Consider the following 19,495-nt stretch of genomic DNA (forward strand, 5'->3'; position numbering starts at 1 on the left):
GCAGCAGCAGGAGGTTGTCCGTGCGTATCGGCCGTATCGCCCATCCCCAGGGAGTGGCCTTCGTCTCGATCGAGGGCGAGCCGGACACGGACCAGGTCGCGGCGGAGATCGCGGAGCACCCGTTCGGCGACCCGACCTACACCGGCCGCAAATGGCCGCTGGCGGATGTCCGGGTATTGGCCCCGATCCTGCCGAGCAAGGTGATCTGTGTCGGGAAGAACTATGCGGACCACGCCAAGGAGATGGGCGGCGAGGCACCGGCCAGCCCGGTGATCTTCCTCAAGCCCTCGACCTCGGTGGTCGGGCCGGGCGCGAGCATCAGGCTGCCCGCCGACTCGGAGCAGGTGGACTTCGAGGGCGAGTTGGCCGCGGTCATCGGCATGCCCTGCCGGGATGTGTCGCCCGCCAAGGCCAAGGACGTCATCCTCGGTTACACGATCGCCAACGACGTCACGGCGCGAGACCAGCAGCGTGCGGACGGCCAGTGGACCCGAGGCAAGGGACACGACACGTTCTGTCCGCTCGGCCCCTGGATCGACACCACCGTCGACCCGTCGGACCTGCGCATTCGCACCGAGCTCGATGGTGCGGTGCAGCAGGATTCCACCACGGCGAACCTCGTGCACGACCTGCCGACGCTCGTCGCCTGGATCTCGCGGGTGATGACTTTGCTGCCCGGCGACGTCATCCTCACCGGCACGCCTGCGGGCGTGGGCCCGATGAAGCCCGGTCAGACGGTCTCGATCTCCATCGCGGGCCTGGGGACGCTGCGAAACCCGGTGGTCGCGCGCTGATTCGTCCGGCGCCGCCGAGCGAGCAGGACCGTGTTGCACGGTTGTGCTCGCCTCGGCGGTGGCTGGGTCTAGTCGGCGGTGCGGGACGGCTCCTGGTCCTGCTCGGCATCGCGGGGTCGGGGCGCGGGATCTCCGGCGTGGCCTCGATGCGGCTGCCTGCGGGCGAAGCGCGGCGCATGCTCCGGCCTCGGACCGATCCCGACCAGGTATGCGGGGATGGCCTGTAGAAATGGGAATCGAAGCATCAATCGGAATGGGGCGGGCATTCGCCCGTCTGTGCGTTGAGCGCGAGCCTTCGAGCTTGGCGAGGGCAGCATGTTGCGATGGATTCGCCGTTGGATGCCCTGCACGATCCGGGCAGGCATGACTCGCCGTCTGCGGACCTTGGCCAGATCGCGCACGGTCGGTTTGCGCAGTCGCAGTGCGGGCGCCAGCAGGCGCGCAGTCGCCACGGCATCCTGTATCGCCAGGTTGATGCCGACGCCGCCGACGGGAGACATGGCATGCGCCGCATCACCGATGCAGAGCACTCCCGGCGCGTGCCAGCGTCGTAGCCGATTGAGCCGCACCACCAGTGTTGCGAGGTCGTCGAACGACGAGACCTCATCGGCCCGATCGGCAAGCCAAGGGATCAGCCTGCCGATTCGAGATCGGAAATCCTCGATGTCGGAAGCGCGCAGCTCGGCCTCACTGCCCTTCGGAATCAGATAGCCGCACTGCCAATAGTCGCCTCGGTCGATCATCGCGATGCCCTCGCCGATACTGAACCGGCCGAGCACGCCGGTCGGATCGGATTCGGTGCGGGGAAGGCGGAACCACAACACGTCGATCGGCACGCCGAACTCCCTCGGCACGAGTCCGACGGCCTTGCGGACCGACGATGAACGGCCGTCACAGGCCACCACGAGGTCGGCCCGTATCTCGCCCTCTCCGGTCGCATCTCGATAGCGCACACCGTGGACCTGGCCTGCCTCGCGCAGTACGTCGACGAACTCGGTGTTCATCCGGAGATCGAAGCCGGGTTCCTCGGCCGCGACGTCGGCGAGTAGATCCAGAAAGTCCCATTGGGGCACCAGGGCGATGTACTTGTATTTGCCGGGAATCTGATTGAGGTCGCCGATCGGCCCCACCCCTTGGTCCAGCACCACCTTCGCGGTGTTCACCCGGCGCTGCGGCAGCGTTTTGAATCGATCGATCAGGCCGAGCTCGTCCAGCACGGTCAACGTCGACGGGTGCACGGTGTCGCCCCGGAAGTCACGAAGGAAGTCGCCGTGCTTCTCCAACACGGTCACGGCGATCCCCGCTCTGGCCAGCAGCAGGCCCAGCATCATGCCCGCCGGTCCGCCACCGACCACGACGCAGGTGGTCGTCTCGGTTCGGGGTGCGGTGGATTTCGACGCCATCGTCTCCTCCTCGATCATGGGTCCGGGACCGTGGCGGGACCGACGACGGGCTATCGCCAGGCCGGTCGAGTGGTTCCGCAACCGCTCTCGTTCTTATTTCAACGACTGTTGAATAACTTCAGATTCCTCCCGCCTAGCGGTGCTGTCAACCTCGACCGAGGTGGATAGGCTGATCGGGTTATGACTGAGCCTCAGACCAGCCCCGCAGCTGTCCGCGTCCGCTTCTGCCCGTCGCCGACCGGCACCCCACACGTCGGCCTGATCCGGACCGCCCTGTTCAACTGGGCGTTCGCCAGGCACAACCAGGGCTCGCTGGTGTTCCGCATCGAGGACACCGACGCGGCACGAGACTCCGAGGAGTCCTACCTGGCGTTGTTGGATGCCATGCGTTGGCTGGGCCTGGACTGGGACGAGGGCCCCGAGGTCGGCGGCGAGCACGGCCCGTACCGACAGAGTCAGCGGCGCGAGCTGCACCTGGACGTGGTCGAGAAGCTGCGCGCCGCCGGGGAGATCTACGAGTCCTTCTCCACCGCCGAGGAGATCGAGGCCCGGCATCGTGCCGCGGGGCGGGACCCCAAGCTCGGTTACGACGGAGCGGATCGCGACCTCACCGAGGAGCGTCGCGCCGAACTGCGCGCCGAGGGGCGTTCGCCGGTGCTGCGGCTTCGGATGCCCGACACCGACATCACCTTCGACGACCTGGTTCGCGGCGAGGTGACCTTCGCGGCGGGCTCGGTGCCCGACCCGGTTCTGGTGCGTGGCAACGGCGAACCGCTGTACACGCTGGTGAACCCCGTCGACGACGCGTTGATGAAGATCACCCACGTGCTGCGTGGTGAGGACCTGCTGTCCTCCACGCCCCGGCAGATCGCGTTGTACGAGGCACTGCGTCGGATCGGTGTCGCCGACGTCGTCCCGAGGTTCGGCCACCTGCCGTTGGTGCAGGGCGAGGGCAACCGCAAGCTCTCCAAGCGCGACCCGCAGTCGAACCTGTTCAACTACCGGGACCGGGGCTTCCTGCCGGAGGGCCTGCTCAACTACCTGGCGTTGTTGGGCTGGTCCATCGCCGAGGACCGGGACGTCTTCTCCCGCGAGGAGATGGTCGAGGCCTTCGACATCACCCGGGTCAGCTCCAACCCGGCCCGCTTCGATGTGAAGAAGGCGGAGGCGATCAACGCCACGCACCTGCGTGCGCTGCCCGCCGACGAGTTCGTGCGACGGGTGACCCCGTACCTCGTCACGGGTGGTCTGCTGCCCTCGGAGCCCTCGGCGGAGCAGGTCGAGGTCCTGACCGCCGCCGCGCCGCTGATCCAGGAGCGCCTGGTGGTGCTCTCCGACGCGGTCGGCATGCTGCGATTCCTCTTCGTCGACGACGCGGAGTTCGCGCCGGAACCCGAGTCCGCTGCCAAGGCGCTCGACGCGGCCGCCGCTCCGGTGCTCACCGAGTCCATCGCCGCGTTGGACGCGCTGCCGGAGTGGAAGACCGAGGCGATCGAGCAGGCGCTCAAGGCCGCTCTGGTCGACGGGCTCGGTCTCAAGCCGAGGAAGGCCTTCGCGCCCGTGCGGGTCGCGGTGACCGGCCGGACCGTGTCGCCGCCGCTGTACGAGTCCATGGAGCTGCTCGGGAAGCAGCGCACGCTGGGCAGGCTGCGTTCGGCGCTCGAGAAGACGGCGTGAATCCCGACCGGCCGTGACCATTTCGGTCACGGCCGGTGTTCATCTACGTCCGGTCACGGGCTGTATCGAGGAAGCTGCCCCGGAATCACCTTGTCAGCCGTGCTCATCGCACGGTGTGCGCGCCTAACCTCACGGGGTGACATCTGCCCTTGCCTCGCCTGTGACCCTGCCCACTGGACGCATTCGAGCGGTCTGCCTCGATATCGACGACACCCTGGTCGACTACGAGACCTCGGCTAGATCGGGACTCACCGCGCTCCTCGGCCATGACGATGCCTGGCCGGCTTGGCGCAGGACCACGGACATCTATCACCTCCGTTATCACGCTGGCGAGGTCGACTTCGACACCATGCGGCGCGAACGCACCAAGGCATTCTTCGCCGATCTCGGCGAGGAACTCGATGACAGCGAGGCCGCCGAGCGCGAGGAACGCAGGCTGTCGTGTATCACCCGTACCTGGCGACTTTTCGATGATGTCTGGCCCTGCCTGGAAGCATTGCGGGCGAGTGGAATGCAGCTGGCCGTCATTACCAATGCCGCCTCGCTTTACCAACGTAAGAAGTTGCGTGCGGTGGGTCTCATCGACGCCTTCGATCACCTGGTGATTTCCGAGGAGCTGGGCATCGGAAAGCCGGATCCCATGATCTTCCACACAGCGTGCGAGGCCTTGGGGGTGGCTCCAGAGGAGACCGTCCACGTCGGCGACCGATTGGACCTCGATGCATCGGGCGCGGTGGGCGCCGGGCTGCACGGCGTGTGGCTGGATCGTCGGGGCGAAGCGCGACGCGTACCGGTGGGCGTGTCGGTCATCTCCAGCCTTGAGGAGCTCCCTGACCTGGTCGTTCCCCGATTGCCGAGCCCGCGATGACCGCGTCGGGCGACCTTGGGGTGGCCCGATTTCACTTCTTGGGTGTTGGTGGTCTAATATCTGTCACCGGAACGGGGTGCAGGTCGCCGGAGACGGAGATCAGCCGCCGGGACAGTGGGGTATGGTGTAATTGGCAGCACGGCAGATTCTGGCTCTGTTGGTCTAGGTTCGAGTCCTGGTACCCCAGCTGAAAGACACAAACCGATTTGGGAAGCAAAAACCAAGTGTGGTAGGGTCTTTCACAGCAACACAAGAGAATAACTAGGGCCCCGTCGTCTAGCGGCCTAGGACGCCGCCCTCTCAAGGCGGTAGCGCGGGTTCAAATCCCGTCGGGGCTACAGTAAAGAAAAGGGACCGATCAGCATTTAATTGCTGATCGGTCCCTTTTCTTTTTGTCTCCGAGATCGGCGCAAGTCGGTATTTGTGAGCAGCGTCTCTACATTGATTCTCGGGCGGCCGCGCGCCCAAGGCGGCGGCCGACCATCGCCACACCGAATCCGACGGCCACGCCTGCACAGGACGACGCGGCCGTCGGGTCGAGATCAGAGTCGGGTCTGGAGCGCCTCGGCCGCCGCCAGCAGATCAGCCGCCCAGCGGGCCCCCGGCTTGCGACCGATGCGATCGACCGGTCCGGAGACCGAGATGGCCGCGATCACCGCGCTGGCGCTGTCGCGCACCGGAGCCGACACGCTCGCGACGCCTGGTTCGCGTTCTGCGACGCTTTGCGCCCAACCCCGCCGTCGTACCTCGACAAGGGTGCGTTCGCCGTACACCGCGTCCGCCAGGACGGCCCGCTGGGTGCCGGGATCGGCCCAGGCGGCCAACACCTTCGCTCCGCTGCCCGCCGTCATCGACAATCGGCTGCCGATCGGCACGGTGTCGCGTAGACCGCTGGGCGGTTCCGCAGTGGCGATACACACCCGCTGCATCCCGTCGCGCCGATAGAGCTGAACGCTCTCACCGGTGATATCCCGCAGTCTGGGAAGTACGGAAGCCGAGGCCTCAAGGAGCGGATCGCTCGCCGTGCCCGCCAGCTCGCTCAACGCGGCTCCGGGGCGCCACCGGCCGTCGGCACCTCTGCGTAGCAGCCGATGTACCTCCAACCCCACCGCCAATCGATGCGCGGTCGCGCGAGGTAGTCCTGTCCGCGCGCAGAGTTCCGCGAGCCCACAGGGGTCGTCCGCCACGGCGGTGAGGACGGCCACCGCCTTGTCCAGTACACCGATGCCGCTATGCTGTCCCACGAACCGATACTAACTTCTCGCGATCTGGGATGTCCAGATGGTGGGACACAACGACCTCTTGAGGGAGGAGCGATGGCTCGCACACTCGCCGAGAAAGTGTGGGACGCGCACATCGTGCGACAGGGCAGCGGCGACGAACCGGATCTGCTCTACATCGACCTGCATCTCGTGCACGAGGTGACCAGCCCGCAGGCATTCGACGGGTTGCGACTCGCGGGCCGTCCGGTTCGTAGGCCGGATCTGACGATCGCCACCGAGGACCACAACGTCCCCACCACGGACATCGACAAGCCGATCGTCGACCTCGTCTCCCGGACCCAGGTCGATACGCTGCGCGCCAACTGTGCGGAGTTCGGTATCCGACTGCACTCGATGGGTGATGCGGAGCAGGGCATCGTCCACGTAGTCGGTCCGCAGTTGGGGCTGACCCAGCCCGGCATGACCGTGGTGTGCGGCGACAGTCACACCTCGACGCATGGCGCCTTCGGCTCTATCGCACTGGGTATCGGGACCTCCGAGGTGGAACACGTCCTGGCCACCCAGACTCTGCCGCTGCGGCCGTTCAAGACGATGGCCGTGACCGTCAACGGAACCCTGCGTCCCGGCGTCACCAGCAAGGACATCATCCTCGCCGTCATCGCGGAACTCGGCACCGGCGGCGGACAGGGCTACGTGCTGGAGTACCGGGGCACCGCCATCGAGGCATTGTCGATGGAAGCCAGGATGACGGTGTGCAACATGTCCATCGAGGCGGGCGCGCGGGCAGGTCTGATCGCGCCGGACGACACGACCTTCGCCTACCTCCAGGGCAGGCCGCACGCTCCGGCGGGCGCCGAGTGGGATGAGGCCGTCGAGTACTGGCGCACCTTGCGAACCGACGAGGACGCCGAGTTCGACGCCGAGATCGTCATCGACGCCGACCAGCTGACCCCGTTCGTCACCTGGGGCACCAACCCCGGACAGGGGCTTCCGCTGTCCGCCTCGATTCCCGATCCCGAGGCCATCGCCGACGAGAACGAGCGCTTCGCCGCCGAGAAGGCCCTGACGTACATGGGTCTCGAACCGGGCACCCCGCTGCGGGAGATCCCGGTGGACACCGTGTTCCTCGGCTCCTGCACCAACGGCCGCATCGAGGATCTGCGGGCCGCCGCGGAGGTTATCCGCGGCCGGACCGTCGCGGGCGGCGTACGGATGCTGGTGGTGCCCGGCTCGATGAAGGTGCGCAGCCAGGCCGAGGCCGAGGGGCTGCACGACGTCTTCTCCTCTGCGGGAGCGGAATGGCGGGCTGCGGGCTGCTCGATGTGTCTGGGGATGAATCCCGACCAACTGAAGCCGGGCGAGCGCAGCGCGTCGACGTCGAACCGGAACTTCGAGGGCAGGCAGGGCAGGGGAGGTCGAACGCACCTGGTCTCGCCGCTGGTAGCGGCCGCGACCGCAGTACGCGGCACCCTCTCCTCGCCGGAGGACCTGAACTAGCGGGGCCTTGGCGGGTTCTCGAGAAGCGGGCGCGGACGGCTGTCCGTCCCGCTCGCGGCCGCACCGGTGTCCATCCACCGCCAGGCGCGGCGACCATGCACGTACAACGAGGAACAGGGTCTTCACGATGCAGGCGTTCACCACACACACCGGTGTCGGCGTCCCGCTACGGCGTTCGAACGTCGACACAGACCAGATCATCCCGGCTGTCTATCTCAAGCGGGTCAGCCGAACCGGTTTCGGCGACGGGCTCTTCGCGGCCTGGCGGTCCGACGAACACTTCGTGCTCAACCAGGAGCCATACCGCGCAGGCAGCGTCTTGGTGGCGGGGCCGGACTTCGGTACCGGTTCCTCACGGGAGCACGCCGTCTGGGCGCTGGGCGACTACGGGTTCCGCGTGGTGGTCTCCTCGCGCTTCGCCGACATCTTCCGGGGCAACTCGGGTAAGGCGGGGCTGTTGGCGGCGCAGTGCGAGCAGTCCGATGTCGAGCAGCTGTGGAAGCTGCTGGAGAACGAGCCCGGTACCGAACTGACGGTCGACCTCCAGGAGAAGACGATCGTCGCCAAGGACCTGACGGTCCGCTTCCACGTCGACGACTACACCCGCTGGCGGCTGCTCGAGGGCCTGGACGACATCGCACTCACCTTGCGGTCGGCAGCGGATATCGACACTTTCGAGCGGGATCGCCCTTCCCGGCTTCCCACCACGCTTCCCATCGTGTCGGGTTGATGCTGGTTCGTCGGATTCCCTTTCTTGGCAAGGGAATCCGACGATATTCACTTCCGACCTCCCGGTCCCATGGCCCGCTCTGAACCGCCCTCGGCCCGTCGTTCTTGCGTCGGGTACACGGAAATCCGAGGTCACACGCGTGGCGAAGGTCGGAAACCGGGCTTACGGTGACGCCAGAGCCGGCCGGAATGAGCAGGCTCCCCTCGCGCTACCAGGGCTGCGAGCGCACTGTTCGTCTCGGGAGGGACCGAAAGTGAACAAAGCCGAACTCGTCGACGCGCTTTCGCAGCGTCTCGGCGACAAGAAGACCGCGGGTGCTGCGGTCGACGAACTCGTCGACGTCATCGTTCGTAGTGTCAACAAGGGCGACAAGGTGAACATCTCGGGGTTCGGAGTCTTCGAGAAGCGCGCCAGAGCCGCTCGTACGGCACGTAACCCAAGGACCGGCGAGGCCGTCAAGGTCAAGAAGACCACGGTGCCCGCCTTCCGTCCGGGGACGAACTTCAAGGAGGTCATCGGCGGGAGCCGAAAGCTGCCGAGGGTGCCCGCTCAGCGTGGCTCCACCGGTGGCACGACCAAGTCCTCGACCACGACGCAGGCCAAGCCCTCGTCGCGGTCGGGATCCGCTTCCAAGACGACGTCGAGGTCGACCACCAGCCGGTCCGCCACGACCAGGGGCACCGGCAGCAGGACCACCGGCAGCTCCAGCAAGAGCAGGCCGTCGGCAGGCGGGCGTTCGACCTCGTCGCGGTCCTCGGCCGCCAGGACGACGACGCGCAGCACCACCAAGTCCACCAACCCGAAGTCGACGAGTTCGAGCTCGACAGGACGAAGCCGGTCCACCGGTTCCTCTCGTCCGAGCAGCACCAGCCGGACGACGGCCGGGAAGTCGACGACCAAGTCCTCCGGCGCCTCGAAGAGCACGGGCCGGAGTTCCACGACGAAGTCGTCGAGCACCCGGTCGAGCGCGGCCAAGCCATCGAGCCGGTCGACGAGCCGGTCGACGAGCAGCAGCCGCAAGAAGTAGCGGGCCAGCGGTGGGTCGCTCGAAGGGCGGCCCACCGCCCGCATCCGACAGCAGAGTGCTACCGCAGCCGGTGTCAAGCGGTTCTCATCACCAGTCCTCGGCGCTCGAGATGTGTTCGACGCCCATCAGCTCCGGCCGGGTCGGGTGGAAGGACAACACCCAGAGGCTGCCCTTCTTGTTCGGCGGGTCCTCGGGCACCGGGTTGACACCATCGGCCGTCTGTTCCCCCAGCCAGCGCACGACCCCCGGGATCACGGCTCCCTGGCTGCACAGCAGCGTCGTCGGTGAGCTGGAGAGCAATTCCAGCAGGCGATGGTGGGTCCGGTCCGGGTCGCTCGGGTATTCCTCCTCGGACAACAGCGGCTCGTCGTGCACCGTGAGCCCCAGCACGGCCGCCGTCTGTTCCACGGTCTGCCTGCATCGTGTCCTCGGCGCGGAGAAGACCTGGTCGGGGCCGAACAACGGCAATACCTGACTCAGTGCGCTCGCCTGTCGACGACCGGCCTCGCTCAGCGGGCGCAGCCCGTCCGGCCCCGCCCAATCCGAGCGACGTCCGGCCTTGGCGTGCCGGACGAGCAGGAGGGTACGGGTATCCGCGGGCAGTTCGGCGAAACGTCGCAGAATGACCCGGTCATGTGGATAGCTGAGTCGGTCGGCTGCTTCCGAAAGCGGAAACCAGCTCACCTGGTCGACCTCGTCGTCGGCCGGACGCTCGGCGGCCTCCGTGACCTCTTTCGCCGCGTAGTAGCGGACCGTCTTGCGCAGCGGGCCGCCCGGTACGGAAGCGGGCAGTGTGTACGCGACCTCGCCGAGCAGCCGATTCAGCACCGGGCGTACGCCCGTCTCCTCGGCCACCTCGCGCACCGCGGCGGCATGACGGGTCTCACCGGGCCTGGCCTTGCCCTTGGGCAGCGACCAGTCGTCGTAGCGCGGCCGATGCACCAGAGCCACCTCGGGCTCCGCCTGCGTGGCGCCCGTGCGCCAGAGGACGGCACCGGATGCCTGGATGCGCTTGGGACGCTCCGGATCCGACGTCGTGTCATCCGTCGCTTCAGACATGCTTTCCCCCCGACGATCCCGGTCGACCGACCTCGTTGCCGTCAGTCATTGGCGCCGTGCGTGCGAAGCAGTTCTGCCTGGTGGTCGCGGACCTCGTCCCCCGACTTGGGCGACGGAGACCACGCTCCGTCCCGTCCGAGTACCCAGCAGCGGGTGGCGGGATTCAACGCCGAGTCGAACATCGCGTCGATCTGGGCGACCAGGCGTGGCGAGGCGACCCTGACCTGGGCTTCGATCCGTCGGTCCAGATTTCGGTGCATCATGTCCGCGCTGCCGATCCAGTGCTCGGCCGCACCGACGAAATGGAAGATGCGGGAGTGTTCGAGGAAGCGGCCCAGGATGGACCGGACTCGGATGTTCTCCGAGAGTCCCGGCACTCCTGGTTTGAGCGCGCAGATGCCCCTGACCACGACATCCACCGGCACGCCTGCCCGAGATGCGCGATAGAGGGCATCGATGACCTGCTCGTCGACCAGCGAGTTCACCTTGAACCGGATGCCGCAGACCTCGCCCCGACCGGCCTTGACGATCTCGTCCTCGATCCGGCGGACGATGCCTCGGCGAATTCCATAGGGAGCGACGAGGATGCTGCGGTAGGAGTTCTGCCGGGCGTAGCCCGTCAGGGTGTTGAAGAGGTCGGTGAGGTCGGCGCCGATGGCGGGGTCCGCGGTGAAAAGGCCGATGTCCTCGTAGATCCTGGCGGTCTTCGGGTGGTAGTTGCCGGTGCCGATGTGGCAGTACCGGCGGATGGTGGAGCCCTCCTGCCGGACCACCAGCGCGGTCTTGCAGTGCGTCTTCAAACCGACCAGGCCGTAGACGACGTGGACGCCCGCGCGTTCCAGCGCCCTGGCCCACTTGATGTTGGCCTGCTCGTCGAAACGGGCCTTGAGCTCGACCAGCGCGACCACCTGTTTGCCCGCCTCGGCGGCGTCGATGAGTGCGTCGACGATCGGTGAGTCACCGGAGGTGCGGTACAGCGTCTGCTTGATCGCGAGCACCTTCGGATCGGCTGCGGCCTGTTCCACGAAGCGCTGCACGCTGGTCGAGAAGGAGTCGTAGGGATGGTGCACCAGGATGTCGCCGTCGCGCAGCGTGGCGAACACGCTCTTCGGCGTCTCGCCCTCGCCGAAGGCCGGGTGCGTCGCCGGAACGAACGGCGCGTCCTTGAGTTGTGGGCGGTCCACCGCGTACAGCTGGCTCAGACAGGACAGATCGAGCAGCCCGGGCAGTTCCACCACGTCGCCGGGATCGACGTCGAGTTCGCGCAACAGCAGTTCGAGCATGTGCTCGCTCATGGTGTCGGCGACCTCGAGGCGAACCGGCGGGCCGAATCGACGGCGGGCCAGTTCGCGTTCCATCGCCTGGAGCAGGTCCTCGTCCCGGTCCTCCTCGACCTCCAGGTCGGCGTTGCGGGTCACCCGGAAGACATGGTGCTCGATGATCTCCATGCCCGCGAACAGCTTGTCGAGGTGGGCGGCGATCAACTCCTCCAACGGGAGGAAGGTGGCCGATTCGGTGGGCCGATTCGGTCCGGTCCGCACCAGCCGGGGCACGTTGTCCGGGACCTTGACCCGCGCGAATCGCGGCGTGCCGCCCTGCGGATCGCGGACGGTCACCGCCAGGTTCAGCGACAGACCCGAGATATAGGGGAACGGGTGCGCCGGGTCGACCGCCAGTGGCGTCAGCACCGGGAAGACCTGCTCCGCGAAGTACTCCGAGAGCCGCTCCTGGTCCTCGGTGGCCAGCTCGTCCCAGGTGAGGACCTGCACGTCCATCTTGGCCAACGCGGGCCGGACGTCGTCGAGGAACGCCCTGGCGTGCTGTTCGGCCAACTCCTGGGTGCGCATGGCGATGCGGGCGAGCTGTTCCCTGGGGGACAGTCCGTCGGCGCTGCGCACCGACAGCCCCGTCTCGTCCCGCCGCTTCAAACCCGCCACCCGGACCATGTAGAACTCGTCAAGGTTCGAGGCGAAGATCGACAGGAACTTCGCCCGCTCCAACAGCGGTTGCGAGGCGTCCTCGGCCAGCGCGAGCACCCTGGCGTTGAAATCCAGCCAGGACAGTTCCCGGTTCAGATAACGGTCCTCGGGCAGGTCGTCGAGCGGGCCCACGGCTGCGGTCGCGGCGGGCGGAGCCTGGGGATAGCCGCGCAGGCCCTCGGGAAGCTTGATGCTTCCCGAGGCGGTGGCGTTCGCCGTGGGCCTGCTACGCCGGGCAGGCCTCGGATTACGGGGGCGAGGCTGCCGTTCGCCGCTCGGTGGGGTGCTCACAACACCCCATTGTCGCCCAGATCAGGTGTCTTCGGTGTGTCCTCGAGTACCAACGGCAAGTGAAGATCGGACCAGTTTCACTGGTCCAACCGGTGACGGTCCCTACGTCGGTGGGTGACCGCCCTCAGCAGGCATGTCGGTCGCAGCGGCGGTACTGGGCCAGCACCGCCCTGGTGTTCTCACCGAGTCCGAGGCCCGCCGCCGCGCGTAGATCGTCCTCGGTGTCGACGTCGCAGCGCAGCGTCGGTCGATCCGTGCCGACCTGGACCGCGCCGGAAGCCGCATGCCGCTCGGCGGAGCCGACACCGAATCCGGGTAGCAGTGGGGAACCCGGTGCCGCGATCAGCATCGTCGTTCCGGTGCCCTGCCGATCGGCGCAGAAGGCCCGCCGGTCGCCTGCCTGTGCCAACGCCTCGGCGAGGTCCTCGCTGCGCAGCGCGGGCAGGTCGGCCTGTAGCGCACCCACCCGCACGGTGGGGTCACCGCTCAACAGCTGGGTGCTCCCATGCTGCAGCGCCGCGTTCAGCCCGCCCGAGGGTGGTTCGGCGAGCACCGTGAGGCCCTCGGCTCGCACGGCCGCCGAGACGGTCAGATCCGAGGTCACCGCGATCACCCTGCGCACGCCCTCGGCCGCGCGGGCGGCGGTCAGGGTGTCGAGCAACAACGCGACCACCAATTGTGCGTGTCGTTCCGGGTTGCCGACGCCGTCATCGGCGGCCCCGAGAAGCCGGGACTTCGCCGCGTGCAGCATCTTGACCGGAACCAGCAGGTCCACTCCGGTGCACACACCCCCTATCCTGCTGGATGCGGCGATCGGCCGGATCTTCGGACCCCACTCGATGGACCCCGGTGCCGACGCGTTGTGGGATCGGGGTAAGACTCTCGAGACTCGGATCCCCGTCGATCGAGCCAGGAGGACTGCGGTGACCAGCAATGACGCAGAACGGACGGCCAGTGTGCCGCGCCGCCGTGAGCGCGGCGGATTCTGGGTCGGTTTCGCCGCATCGGTATTCCACCCGTTCAGCATGATGGCGGGCAGGCGCAGCCTCGAGAACCGCGAACGGATCCCGGCCACGGGCGGAGCGCTGTTGGTGTTCAACCACATCTCCGAGATCGACCCGGTGTACGACGCGGTCGTCGTGCACAGCGCCAAGCGGGTGCCGCGTTTCATGGCCAAGCACAGCCTGTGGAAGATCCCGGTGGTGGGCACCCTGCTGCGCAGCTCGGGGCAGATCCCGGTGTATCGGGGCAGTGGCGAGGCACAGCAGAGTCTCGACGCGGCGCTGCAGGCGCTTCGCAGCGGCAAGATCGTCGTGATCTTCCCGGAGGGCACGGTCACCAGGGATCCGGAGCTGTGGCCGATGCAGTCCAGGACCGGTGTCGCCCGGCTGGCGCTCGATGCGGAGGTCCCGGTCATCCCGGCGGTCAACTGGGGGACCCAGCACGTCTTCGACTACCACAAACGCAAGTTCCGGCCCTTCGGTCGCAAGCAGATCCGGGTGCGGCTTGGCGAGCCGCTCGACCTGACCGCGTATGCGGATCGCCGTCGCGATGCCCCGTTGCTGCGGGAGGTGACCGACGTCGTGATGGGGTCGGTGCGGGACTTACTGGCCGAGGTCAGGCAGGAGCCTGCGCCCACGAGCTTCTACGTGAACCGTGGTCGGGTCCGGCCGGAGCACGGCGACCTCGACCGTTCGGAGTCCGAGCGAGACACCAACCCGGGCTCATCCTGATCCTCGGCTCGCTGCTGATCTGCTAGGAGTGGTACGCGTGGTGCAGTCGATCGGTCGAGTCGCGGTCATGGGATCCGGTTCCTGGGGTACCGCTTTCGCCAAGGTGATGGCGGATGCGGGTCGTGACGTGGTGCTGTGGTCCCGACGGGCGGCCGTCGCCGAGGAGATCACCCGGCAGCATCGCAATGGCGGCTACCTGCCCGACGTCATCCTGCCCGACAACCTCACCGCGACCAGCGATGCCGCAGCGGCCTTGACCGGCGCCGACGCCGTGGTGCTCGCGGTGCCGAGCCAGACGCTGCGGGAGAACCTCGCCGCGTGGCGATCGCTGCTGCCCACCGGAGCGACCCTGGTCTCCACGGCCAAGGGCGTCGAACTGGGCAGTCTCAATCGGATGAGCGAGGTCATCGCCGATGCCTTGGCGGTGCCCGCCGACCAGGTCGCCGTCCTGTCCGGCCCGAACCTGGCCAAGGAGGTCGGCGCCGAGCAGCCCACCGCGACCGTGATCGCCTGCAGCGATGTGGATCGGGCCGAGGCACTGCAACACGCCTGCTCGACCAACTACTTCCGCCCGTACACCAACACCGACGTGATCGGCTGCGAGCTGGGCGGCGCCTGTAAGAACGTCATCGCCCTGGCCTGCGGCATGGCCGACGGCCTCGGCTTCGGCGACAACACCACGGCGACGCTGATCACCAGAGGGCTGGCCGAGACCGCGCGCCTCGGCGCCACCCTCGGTGCCGACCCGCTGACCTTCGCGGGCCTGGCCGGACTCGGCGACCTGGTCGCGACCTGCTCCTCTCCGCTGTCCCGAAACCGGACCTTCGGGGCCAGGATGGGACGCGGGGACAGCCTCACCGATGCGCAGGCGGCGACCAACGGCCAGGTGGCCGAGGGAGTGAAGTCCTGCGCGTCCATTCGGGAGTTGGCGGCGCGCAACGGTGTCGAGATGCCCATCACCGACAGCGTCTACCGGGTCTGCCACCAAGGGCTGTCGCCCCGGGTGATGGCGGCCCAGCTACTGGGCAGAGCTAGGAAGGCGGAGTGGTCGTGAGCGAGCTGGATCCGGACTGGGGCGACGGAACCCGTTGTGTGCACGCGGGTGAGTCGGCGCCGTCGCGGGGAGCCCCGCTGACCCCGGGCCCGGTCTTCGCCGCCCCGTACCACCTCGGGCCGGAGCCCGCCGCCGATTCGAGCCCGGATCCGGCGACGGGCGCGGACTTCTATGGCAGGGCGGGCAATCCGACCTGGCGGGTGCTGGAGTCGGCCATCGGGGATCTCGACGGCGGCGAATGCGTGCTGTTCCCCTCGGGGATGGCCGCGATCTCGGCGCTGCTGCGGGATGCGGCGGCCCGGGGCGGTCTGGTGATTCCGTCCGACGGCTACTACGCGACCCGTTCGTTCGCCGCCGCCGAGTTGTCCTCGCGCGGGGTGTCGGTCCGTGAGGTCGCGACCACCGGGCCCTGGACCGAGGAGGTGTTCCGGGGCGCGGCGCTCGTGCTGTTGGAGACGCCGTCGAATCCGGGTCTGGAGGTGTGCGACATCGCCGAACTCAGTGCCTCGGCCCACGCGGCCGGTGCCATGGTCGCGGTGGACAACACCACGGCGAGCCCGCTGGGACAGCGTCCGTTGGAACTGGGCGCCGACATCGTGGTGGCCAGCGACGCCAAGGCCCTCACGGGACACAGCGATCTGGTGTTGGGTCACATCTCCACCCGCGATGCTGGCCTGGCGCAGCGGTTGCGCGATGCCCGCACCCTGAGCGGCGCGATCGCGGGCCCGTTCGAATCGTGGTTGGCCCACCGCAGTCTCAGCACCTTGGATCTCCGGCTGGCCAGGCAGGCGGAGAACGCCGCCGCGCTGGCCACGGCCCTGCTCGACCACCCCTCGGTGCGCAATCTCCGTTGGCCGGGACTGGCCTCGGACCCGGCGCATGCCTTGGCTCGCCGACAGATGCGCCGCTTCGGCGGGGTGCTGCGTTTCGAGTTGGCCGATGCGGCCGCCTTCGATCGATTCGTCGCCGCGAGCAGGCTCGTGGTGGAGGCGACCAGTTTCGGCGGGGTGCATTCGACCGTGGATCGGCGGGCACGCTGGGGAGATCAGGTTCCGCCGGGCTTCGTCCGGTTCTCCGCAGGCTGTGAGGACCCCGCCGACCTGGTGGCCGACGTGTTGGCGGCGCTGGCCGCCTGAGTCGAATCCGCCGGTGGGTGGGCGCGTTCAAGGTCTCGTCGAGGGCATTTCACCCGGTCGGGTGGGTTTGGTTCCCACCCGCTGGTTCCTCGGTTGACCCGTGTCCGACCACGTCATACGGTCGGGTCATGTCCGCGCATTCTGATCACGCCGCGAGAGGTCTCATCCTCCGTCGAGCCGTGGGCGCGCACTGTTGTCCGTGCTGAGCGTCTCGCCCTGACCTGCCGCGCTCCGTCATCCCCTCCCGGCTTGCCGCCGGCTCCGGTGGCTGCTGTGCGCGGCCCATCGCACTCGACACCCTCCCGAGGATCGACCATGTTCGCCGTTCCGCCCAACACCGTCGTCCTGCCCTCGCAACAGGCTGCTGCGCACCCGGTCCGGGTCGCCATGGCCACCGCTGCGGACCGGGCAAGCTGGGCCCCACTGCTGCGCTACGACCCCGATCAGCGCTGGGCAGGCCTGCTGGCACGCACCGAGCACCACGAGGTCTGGTTGCTGAGCTGGCTGCCGGGTCAGCGCACCGCGTTGCACGATCACGGCGGGGCGATCGGCGCCTTCACCGTGGTCAACGGCATCCTGACCGAGCGAGTCGCTCGGCGTGACGGGCACGCCGAGCGGATCGAGGTGATCCAGCCGTTGAGCGCGGGGGCCTCCCGGGTCTTCGGGCCCGACTACGTGCACGAGGTCAGCAACGAGGGGCCCGACCCGGCGGTGAGCGTTCACGTCTACCGGCGGGAGCGGCGGGAGATGAACGAGTACGTCCACGAGGCCACCGGATTGCGACGTACCGGACGTCGTCGCTGGTAGTCCGGCTTACGCGGCAGGCTCAGCGTTGGCTGACGCGTTCCGGGACCACGGTGTCGGACGGCAGCAGCGGGCACGGCTGCGGGGCGCCCCAGACCTGGCTCAACGGCAGCACCCCGGCCCAGTGCTCGCCTGCCGCCACGTCCTCGTCGTCGTCCACCGGTGGGCCGGTCCGTACCTTCACCGACGCCTCGTGCAGGTCCATGGCCAACACGATGGTGGCGGCGAGTTCCCGCGCGGTGGGTGGGCGGCTCTCCTCCCAGGAACCGGGGGCGAGGTTCTCCGTCATCACCCGCAATCCATGCAGACGCTCGGTGTCGTCGGTCAACACCACGGCCGAGCCCTGGATAACCGCCGAGCGGTAGTTCGCGCTGTGGTGGAAGACGGAGCGGGCATAGACGACGCCGTCGAGATGGGTGACGGTCACGCAGGCGGGCCCACCCGCCGCCAGGCTGCGCAGGCTGGCGGCTCCCGTCGAGCCGTGCAGGTAGAGGGTGTCGCCGTCGCGGCCGTAACAGGTGGGTAGGACCAGCGGGCCGGAGTCGGTGGACACGCCGAGATGACACAGCAGCCCGGCGTCGAGAACCTCGTACAGTGCGCCGCGCTCTGTTGCGGCCCGCTGCTTACCGCGTCGTATGGTGCTGCGATCAGTGGGGGACAACGGTGCGCCCGGGTACTCCACATCAGTCATGTTCCTAGCTTCCGGGGCAGAATGGCATTCTTCGAGAGCCATTTGTCAGGGAAATCGAAGGGCCACTTGATGATCTCCTCGCGAGCCAGGGGCGGTCCGGTCGCCGAGATCCCGGTCGACCTGGACCGGACTTCGGCGATCCCGCTGGCGGTTCAGCTGGCCGATGCCTTCCGCGCGGCGGCAGGCTCGGGGGTGCTGCGGGCGGGCGATCGGCTGCCCTCCACCCGAAGTCTGGCGAGTTCGCTGCGGGTCAGTAGGACGGTGACGGCGGCGGCGTACGAGCAGCTGCACGCCGAGGGCTGGATCGTGGGACGTCATGGCTCCGGCACCTTCGTGACCACGAGTCCTCCCGGCGCGGCGCAGCGGGGGGAGCCGTCGGCGCGGCCGCCGGAGCGCGATCGTCCGCAACTGGACATGACCCCGGGGGCGCCCTGGGTGCACGGCCTGGATCGGGCGGCCTGGCGTCGGGCGTGGCGGGTCGCCGCGGACGCGCCGCCACTGGTGCGACCGCAGCGGGCCGGTCTGCCCGACTATCGGGCGGCCATCGTCGAGCATCTGCTTCGTCATCGAGGACTGTCCGTCCGGCGGTCCGATGAGCATTCCTCGCCGGTGGAGGCGGTCCTGGCCACGGCGGGCTCCACTGCGGCGGTGGCGGAACTGGCCTCCTCGGTCTTCCGTCCCGGTGACCGGGTGGCGGTGGAGGATCCCGGTTATCAGCGGGCGGTCGGCGCGTTCCGCGCGGCGGGGATCGAGGTGGTGCCCGCCCCGGTGGACACCGAGGGCCTGCTGGTCGAGGAGATTCCCGACGGGGTTCGCGCGGTCTACTGCTCGCCCGCCCACCAGTACCCCCTGGGCGGCAGACTGCCCGCCGAGCGTCGGGTGGCGTTGATCCGCCTGGCCCGGCAACGGGATTTCCTGGTCATCGAGGACGACTACGACGGCGAACTGCGGTTCGATGTGGCGCCGCTGCCCCTGCTCGCGGTGCTCGGACCGGACGTCGTGGTGCATCTGGGCACCACGAGCAAGATCCTCACCCCCACGCTCGGCACCGGTTGGATGGTGGCGCCGCGCCGGGTCCTCGACGCGGTCCAGAACTATCGGGACCTCGGTGGCTCCGGGCCGCCCGCCGCCGGGCAGCGGGTGTTCGTCGAGTTGGCCAGGCACGGCGATCTCGGCAGACATCTCAGGCGGATGCGACGTGAACTGGCGTCGCGGCGGCTCCGGGTGGTGCGCGCACTGGGTGAACGCGGCATCGAGGTACTCGGCGACGAGGCGGGTGCCCATGTGGTCATCCCGCTCACCTCGGTGGAAGCAGAGCAGCGGGTCGCCGCCGAGGCCGCGGAGGCAGGCCTGCTGATCGACGGTCTCGCCCGGCACTACCAACAGACACCGTTGCGATTCGGCGTGCCGTTGGGCTATGCGGCGTGCTCCACATCGGAACTCGACCGGGCGCTGCCGATGATCGTCGACCTCTTCGTCCGGGAACAAGCGCGGACCGGCGGCTAAGAGCGGCATCGCGGCCTCGGCGG

17 protein-coding genes, 2 tRNA genes and 1 pseudogene are annotated in these 19,495 nt (G+C 68.3%); 13 read left to right on the forward strand and 7 right to left on the reverse strand.

Going from position 1 to position 19,495, the window contains the following annotated elements:
• Window positions 1-20: 20 nt before the first annotated feature.
• Entirely contained in the window at window positions 21-794 is a 774-nt protein-coding gene (locus BKA25_RS04540) for a fumarylacetoacetate hydrolase family protein (protein WP_069851853.1), read from the forward strand.
• A 68-nt stretch (window positions 795-862) separates the two neighbouring features.
• On the opposite strand, the gene BKA25_RS04545 is transcribed toward BKA25_RS04540, so the two are convergent.
• Complete coding sequence (locus BKA25_RS04545) at window positions 863-2,197, reverse strand: FAD-dependent oxidoreductase (RefSeq protein ID WP_084643816.1); 1,335 nt, start codon at window positions 2,195-2,197, stop codon at window positions 863-865.
• Between the two features lie 180 nt (window positions 2,198-2,377).
• Here BKA25_RS04545 and gltX point away from each other — a divergent pair, with 180 nt between their 5' ends.
• The 4 genes from gltX to BKA25_RS04565 all read left to right on the forward strand — a co-directional run bounded on the left by gltX (window position 2,378) and on the right by BKA25_RS04565 (window position 5,080).
• Window positions 2,378-3,874 (forward strand): glutamate--tRNA ligase, encoded by a 1,497-nt coding sequence (gene gltX, locus BKA25_RS04550; RefSeq protein ID WP_069851849.1) that lies wholly within the window; start codon window positions 2,378-2,380, stop codon window positions 3,872-3,874.
• Window positions 3,875-4,010: 136 nt separating this feature from the next.
• Window positions 4,011-4,742 (forward strand): HAD family hydrolase, encoded by a 732-nt coding sequence (locus BKA25_RS04555; protein WP_069851848.1) that lies wholly within the window; start codon window positions 4,011-4,013, stop codon window positions 4,740-4,742.
• Window positions 4,743-4,857: 115 nt separating this feature from the next.
• Window positions 4,858-4,929: transfer RNA gene (locus tag BKA25_RS04560), tRNA-Gln, on the forward strand.
• Window positions 4,930-5,007: 78 nt separating this feature from the next.
• Window positions 5,008-5,080: transfer RNA gene (locus tag BKA25_RS04565), tRNA-Glu, on the forward strand.
• Between the two features lie 204 nt (window positions 5,081-5,284).
• Here BKA25_RS04565 and BKA25_RS04570 read toward each other — a convergent pair.
• Window positions 5,285-5,986: an IclR family transcriptional regulator gene (locus tag BKA25_RS04570; RefSeq protein WP_069851846.1), complete on the reverse strand. Its 702-nt coding sequence runs from the start codon at window positions 5,984-5,986 to the stop codon at window positions 5,285-5,287.
• A gap of 72 nt (window positions 5,987-6,058) precedes the next feature.
• Between BKA25_RS04570 and leuC the strand changes: the two genes are divergently transcribed.
• From leuC to BKA25_RS27540, 3 genes and pseudogenes are all read left to right on the forward strand, one after another.
• Window positions 6,059-7,462, forward strand: a complete 1,404-nt coding sequence (gene leuC, locus BKA25_RS04575; RefSeq protein ID WP_069851844.1) for a 3-isopropylmalate dehydratase large subunit — start codon at window positions 6,059-6,061, stop codon at window positions 7,460-7,462.
• Window positions 7,463-7,589: 127 nt separating this feature from the next.
• The gene (leuD, locus tag BKA25_RS04580; protein ID WP_069851843.1) at window positions 7,590-8,192 is read left to right on the forward strand and encodes a 3-isopropylmalate dehydratase small subunit; all 603 of its coding nucleotides are present in this window, start codon (window positions 7,590-7,592) and stop codon (window positions 8,190-8,192) included.
• 253 nt (window positions 8,193-8,445) lie between these two features.
• Window positions 8,446-8,697 (forward strand): annotated as a pseudogene (locus BKA25_RS27540) (HU family DNA-binding protein); the annotation flags it as partial.
• A gap of 44 nt (window positions 8,698-8,741) precedes the next feature.
• On the opposite strand, the gene BKA25_RS27545 reads toward BKA25_RS27540, so the two are convergent.
• From BKA25_RS27545 to cofC, 4 genes are all read right to left on the reverse strand, one after another.
• Window positions 8,742-9,254 (reverse strand): hypothetical protein, encoded by a 513-nt coding sequence (locus BKA25_RS27545; RefSeq protein ID WP_236751061.1) that lies wholly within the window; start codon window positions 9,252-9,254, stop codon window positions 8,742-8,744.
• A gap of 52 nt (window positions 9,255-9,306) precedes the next feature.
• Window positions 9,307-10,278, reverse strand: a complete 972-nt coding sequence (locus BKA25_RS04590) for an NUDIX hydrolase (protein WP_069851840.1) — start codon at window positions 10,276-10,278, stop codon at window positions 9,307-9,309.
• 41 nt (window positions 10,279-10,319) lie between these two features.
• Window positions 10,320-12,548 (reverse strand): RNA degradosome polyphosphate kinase, encoded by a 2,229-nt coding sequence (locus tag BKA25_RS04595; protein ID WP_084643355.1) that lies wholly within the window; start codon window positions 12,546-12,548, stop codon window positions 10,320-10,322.
• Between the two features lie 124 nt (window positions 12,549-12,672).
• A complete protein-coding gene (gene cofC / locus BKA25_RS04600; RefSeq protein ID WP_236750375.1) occupies window positions 12,673-13,335 on the reverse strand; it encodes a 2-phospho-L-lactate guanylyltransferase in 663 nt (220 codons plus the stop codon).
• A 136-nt stretch (window positions 13,336-13,471) separates the two neighbouring features.
• On the opposite strand from cofC, the gene BKA25_RS04605 reads away from it, so the two are divergent.
• From BKA25_RS04605 to BKA25_RS04620, 4 genes are all read left to right on the forward strand, one after another.
• Window positions 13,472-14,281, forward strand: a complete 810-nt coding sequence (locus BKA25_RS04605) for a lysophospholipid acyltransferase family protein (protein WP_069854029.1) — start codon at window positions 13,472-13,474, stop codon at window positions 14,279-14,281.
• A gap of 67 nt (window positions 14,282-14,348) precedes the next feature.
• The gene (locus BKA25_RS04610; protein ID WP_084643811.1) at window positions 14,349-15,335 is read left to right on the forward strand and encodes an NAD(P)H-dependent glycerol-3-phosphate dehydrogenase; all 987 of its coding nucleotides are present in this window, start codon (window positions 14,349-14,351) and stop codon (window positions 15,333-15,335) included.
• A gap of 5 nt (window positions 15,336-15,340) precedes the next feature.
• A complete protein-coding gene (locus BKA25_RS04615; protein WP_221312925.1) occupies window positions 15,341-16,471 on the forward strand; it encodes a cystathionine gamma-lyase in 1,131 nt (376 codons plus the stop codon).
• A gap of 315 nt (window positions 16,472-16,786) precedes the next feature.
• Window positions 16,787-17,278: a cysteine dioxygenase gene (locus tag BKA25_RS04620; protein ID WP_069851836.1), complete on the forward strand. Its 492-nt coding sequence runs from the start codon at window positions 16,787-16,789 to the stop codon at window positions 17,276-17,278.
• 19 nt (window positions 17,279-17,297) lie between these two features.
• Here the strand turns inward: BKA25_RS04620 and BKA25_RS04625 are convergent, their stop codons facing one another.
• Window positions 17,298-17,966 (reverse strand): pyridoxamine 5'-phosphate oxidase family protein, encoded by a 669-nt coding sequence (locus BKA25_RS04625; RefSeq protein ID WP_069851835.1) that lies wholly within the window; start codon window positions 17,964-17,966, stop codon window positions 17,298-17,300.
• Window positions 17,967-18,035: 69 nt separating this feature from the next.
• Here BKA25_RS04625 and pdxR point away from each other — a divergent pair, with 69 nt between their 5' ends.
• Complete coding sequence (pdxR, locus tag BKA25_RS04630; RefSeq protein WP_069851833.1) at window positions 18,036-19,472, forward strand: MocR-like pyridoxine biosynthesis transcription factor PdxR; 1,437 nt, start codon at window positions 18,036-18,038, stop codon at window positions 19,470-19,472.
• Window positions 19,473-19,495 lie beyond the last annotated feature (23 nt).

Source organism: Actinoalloteichus hymeniacidonis (assembly GCF_014203365.1).
In the GTDB taxonomy this organism is placed as follows: domain Bacteria; phylum Actinomycetota; class Actinomycetes; order Mycobacteriales; family Pseudonocardiaceae; genus Actinoalloteichus_A; species Actinoalloteichus_A hymeniacidonis.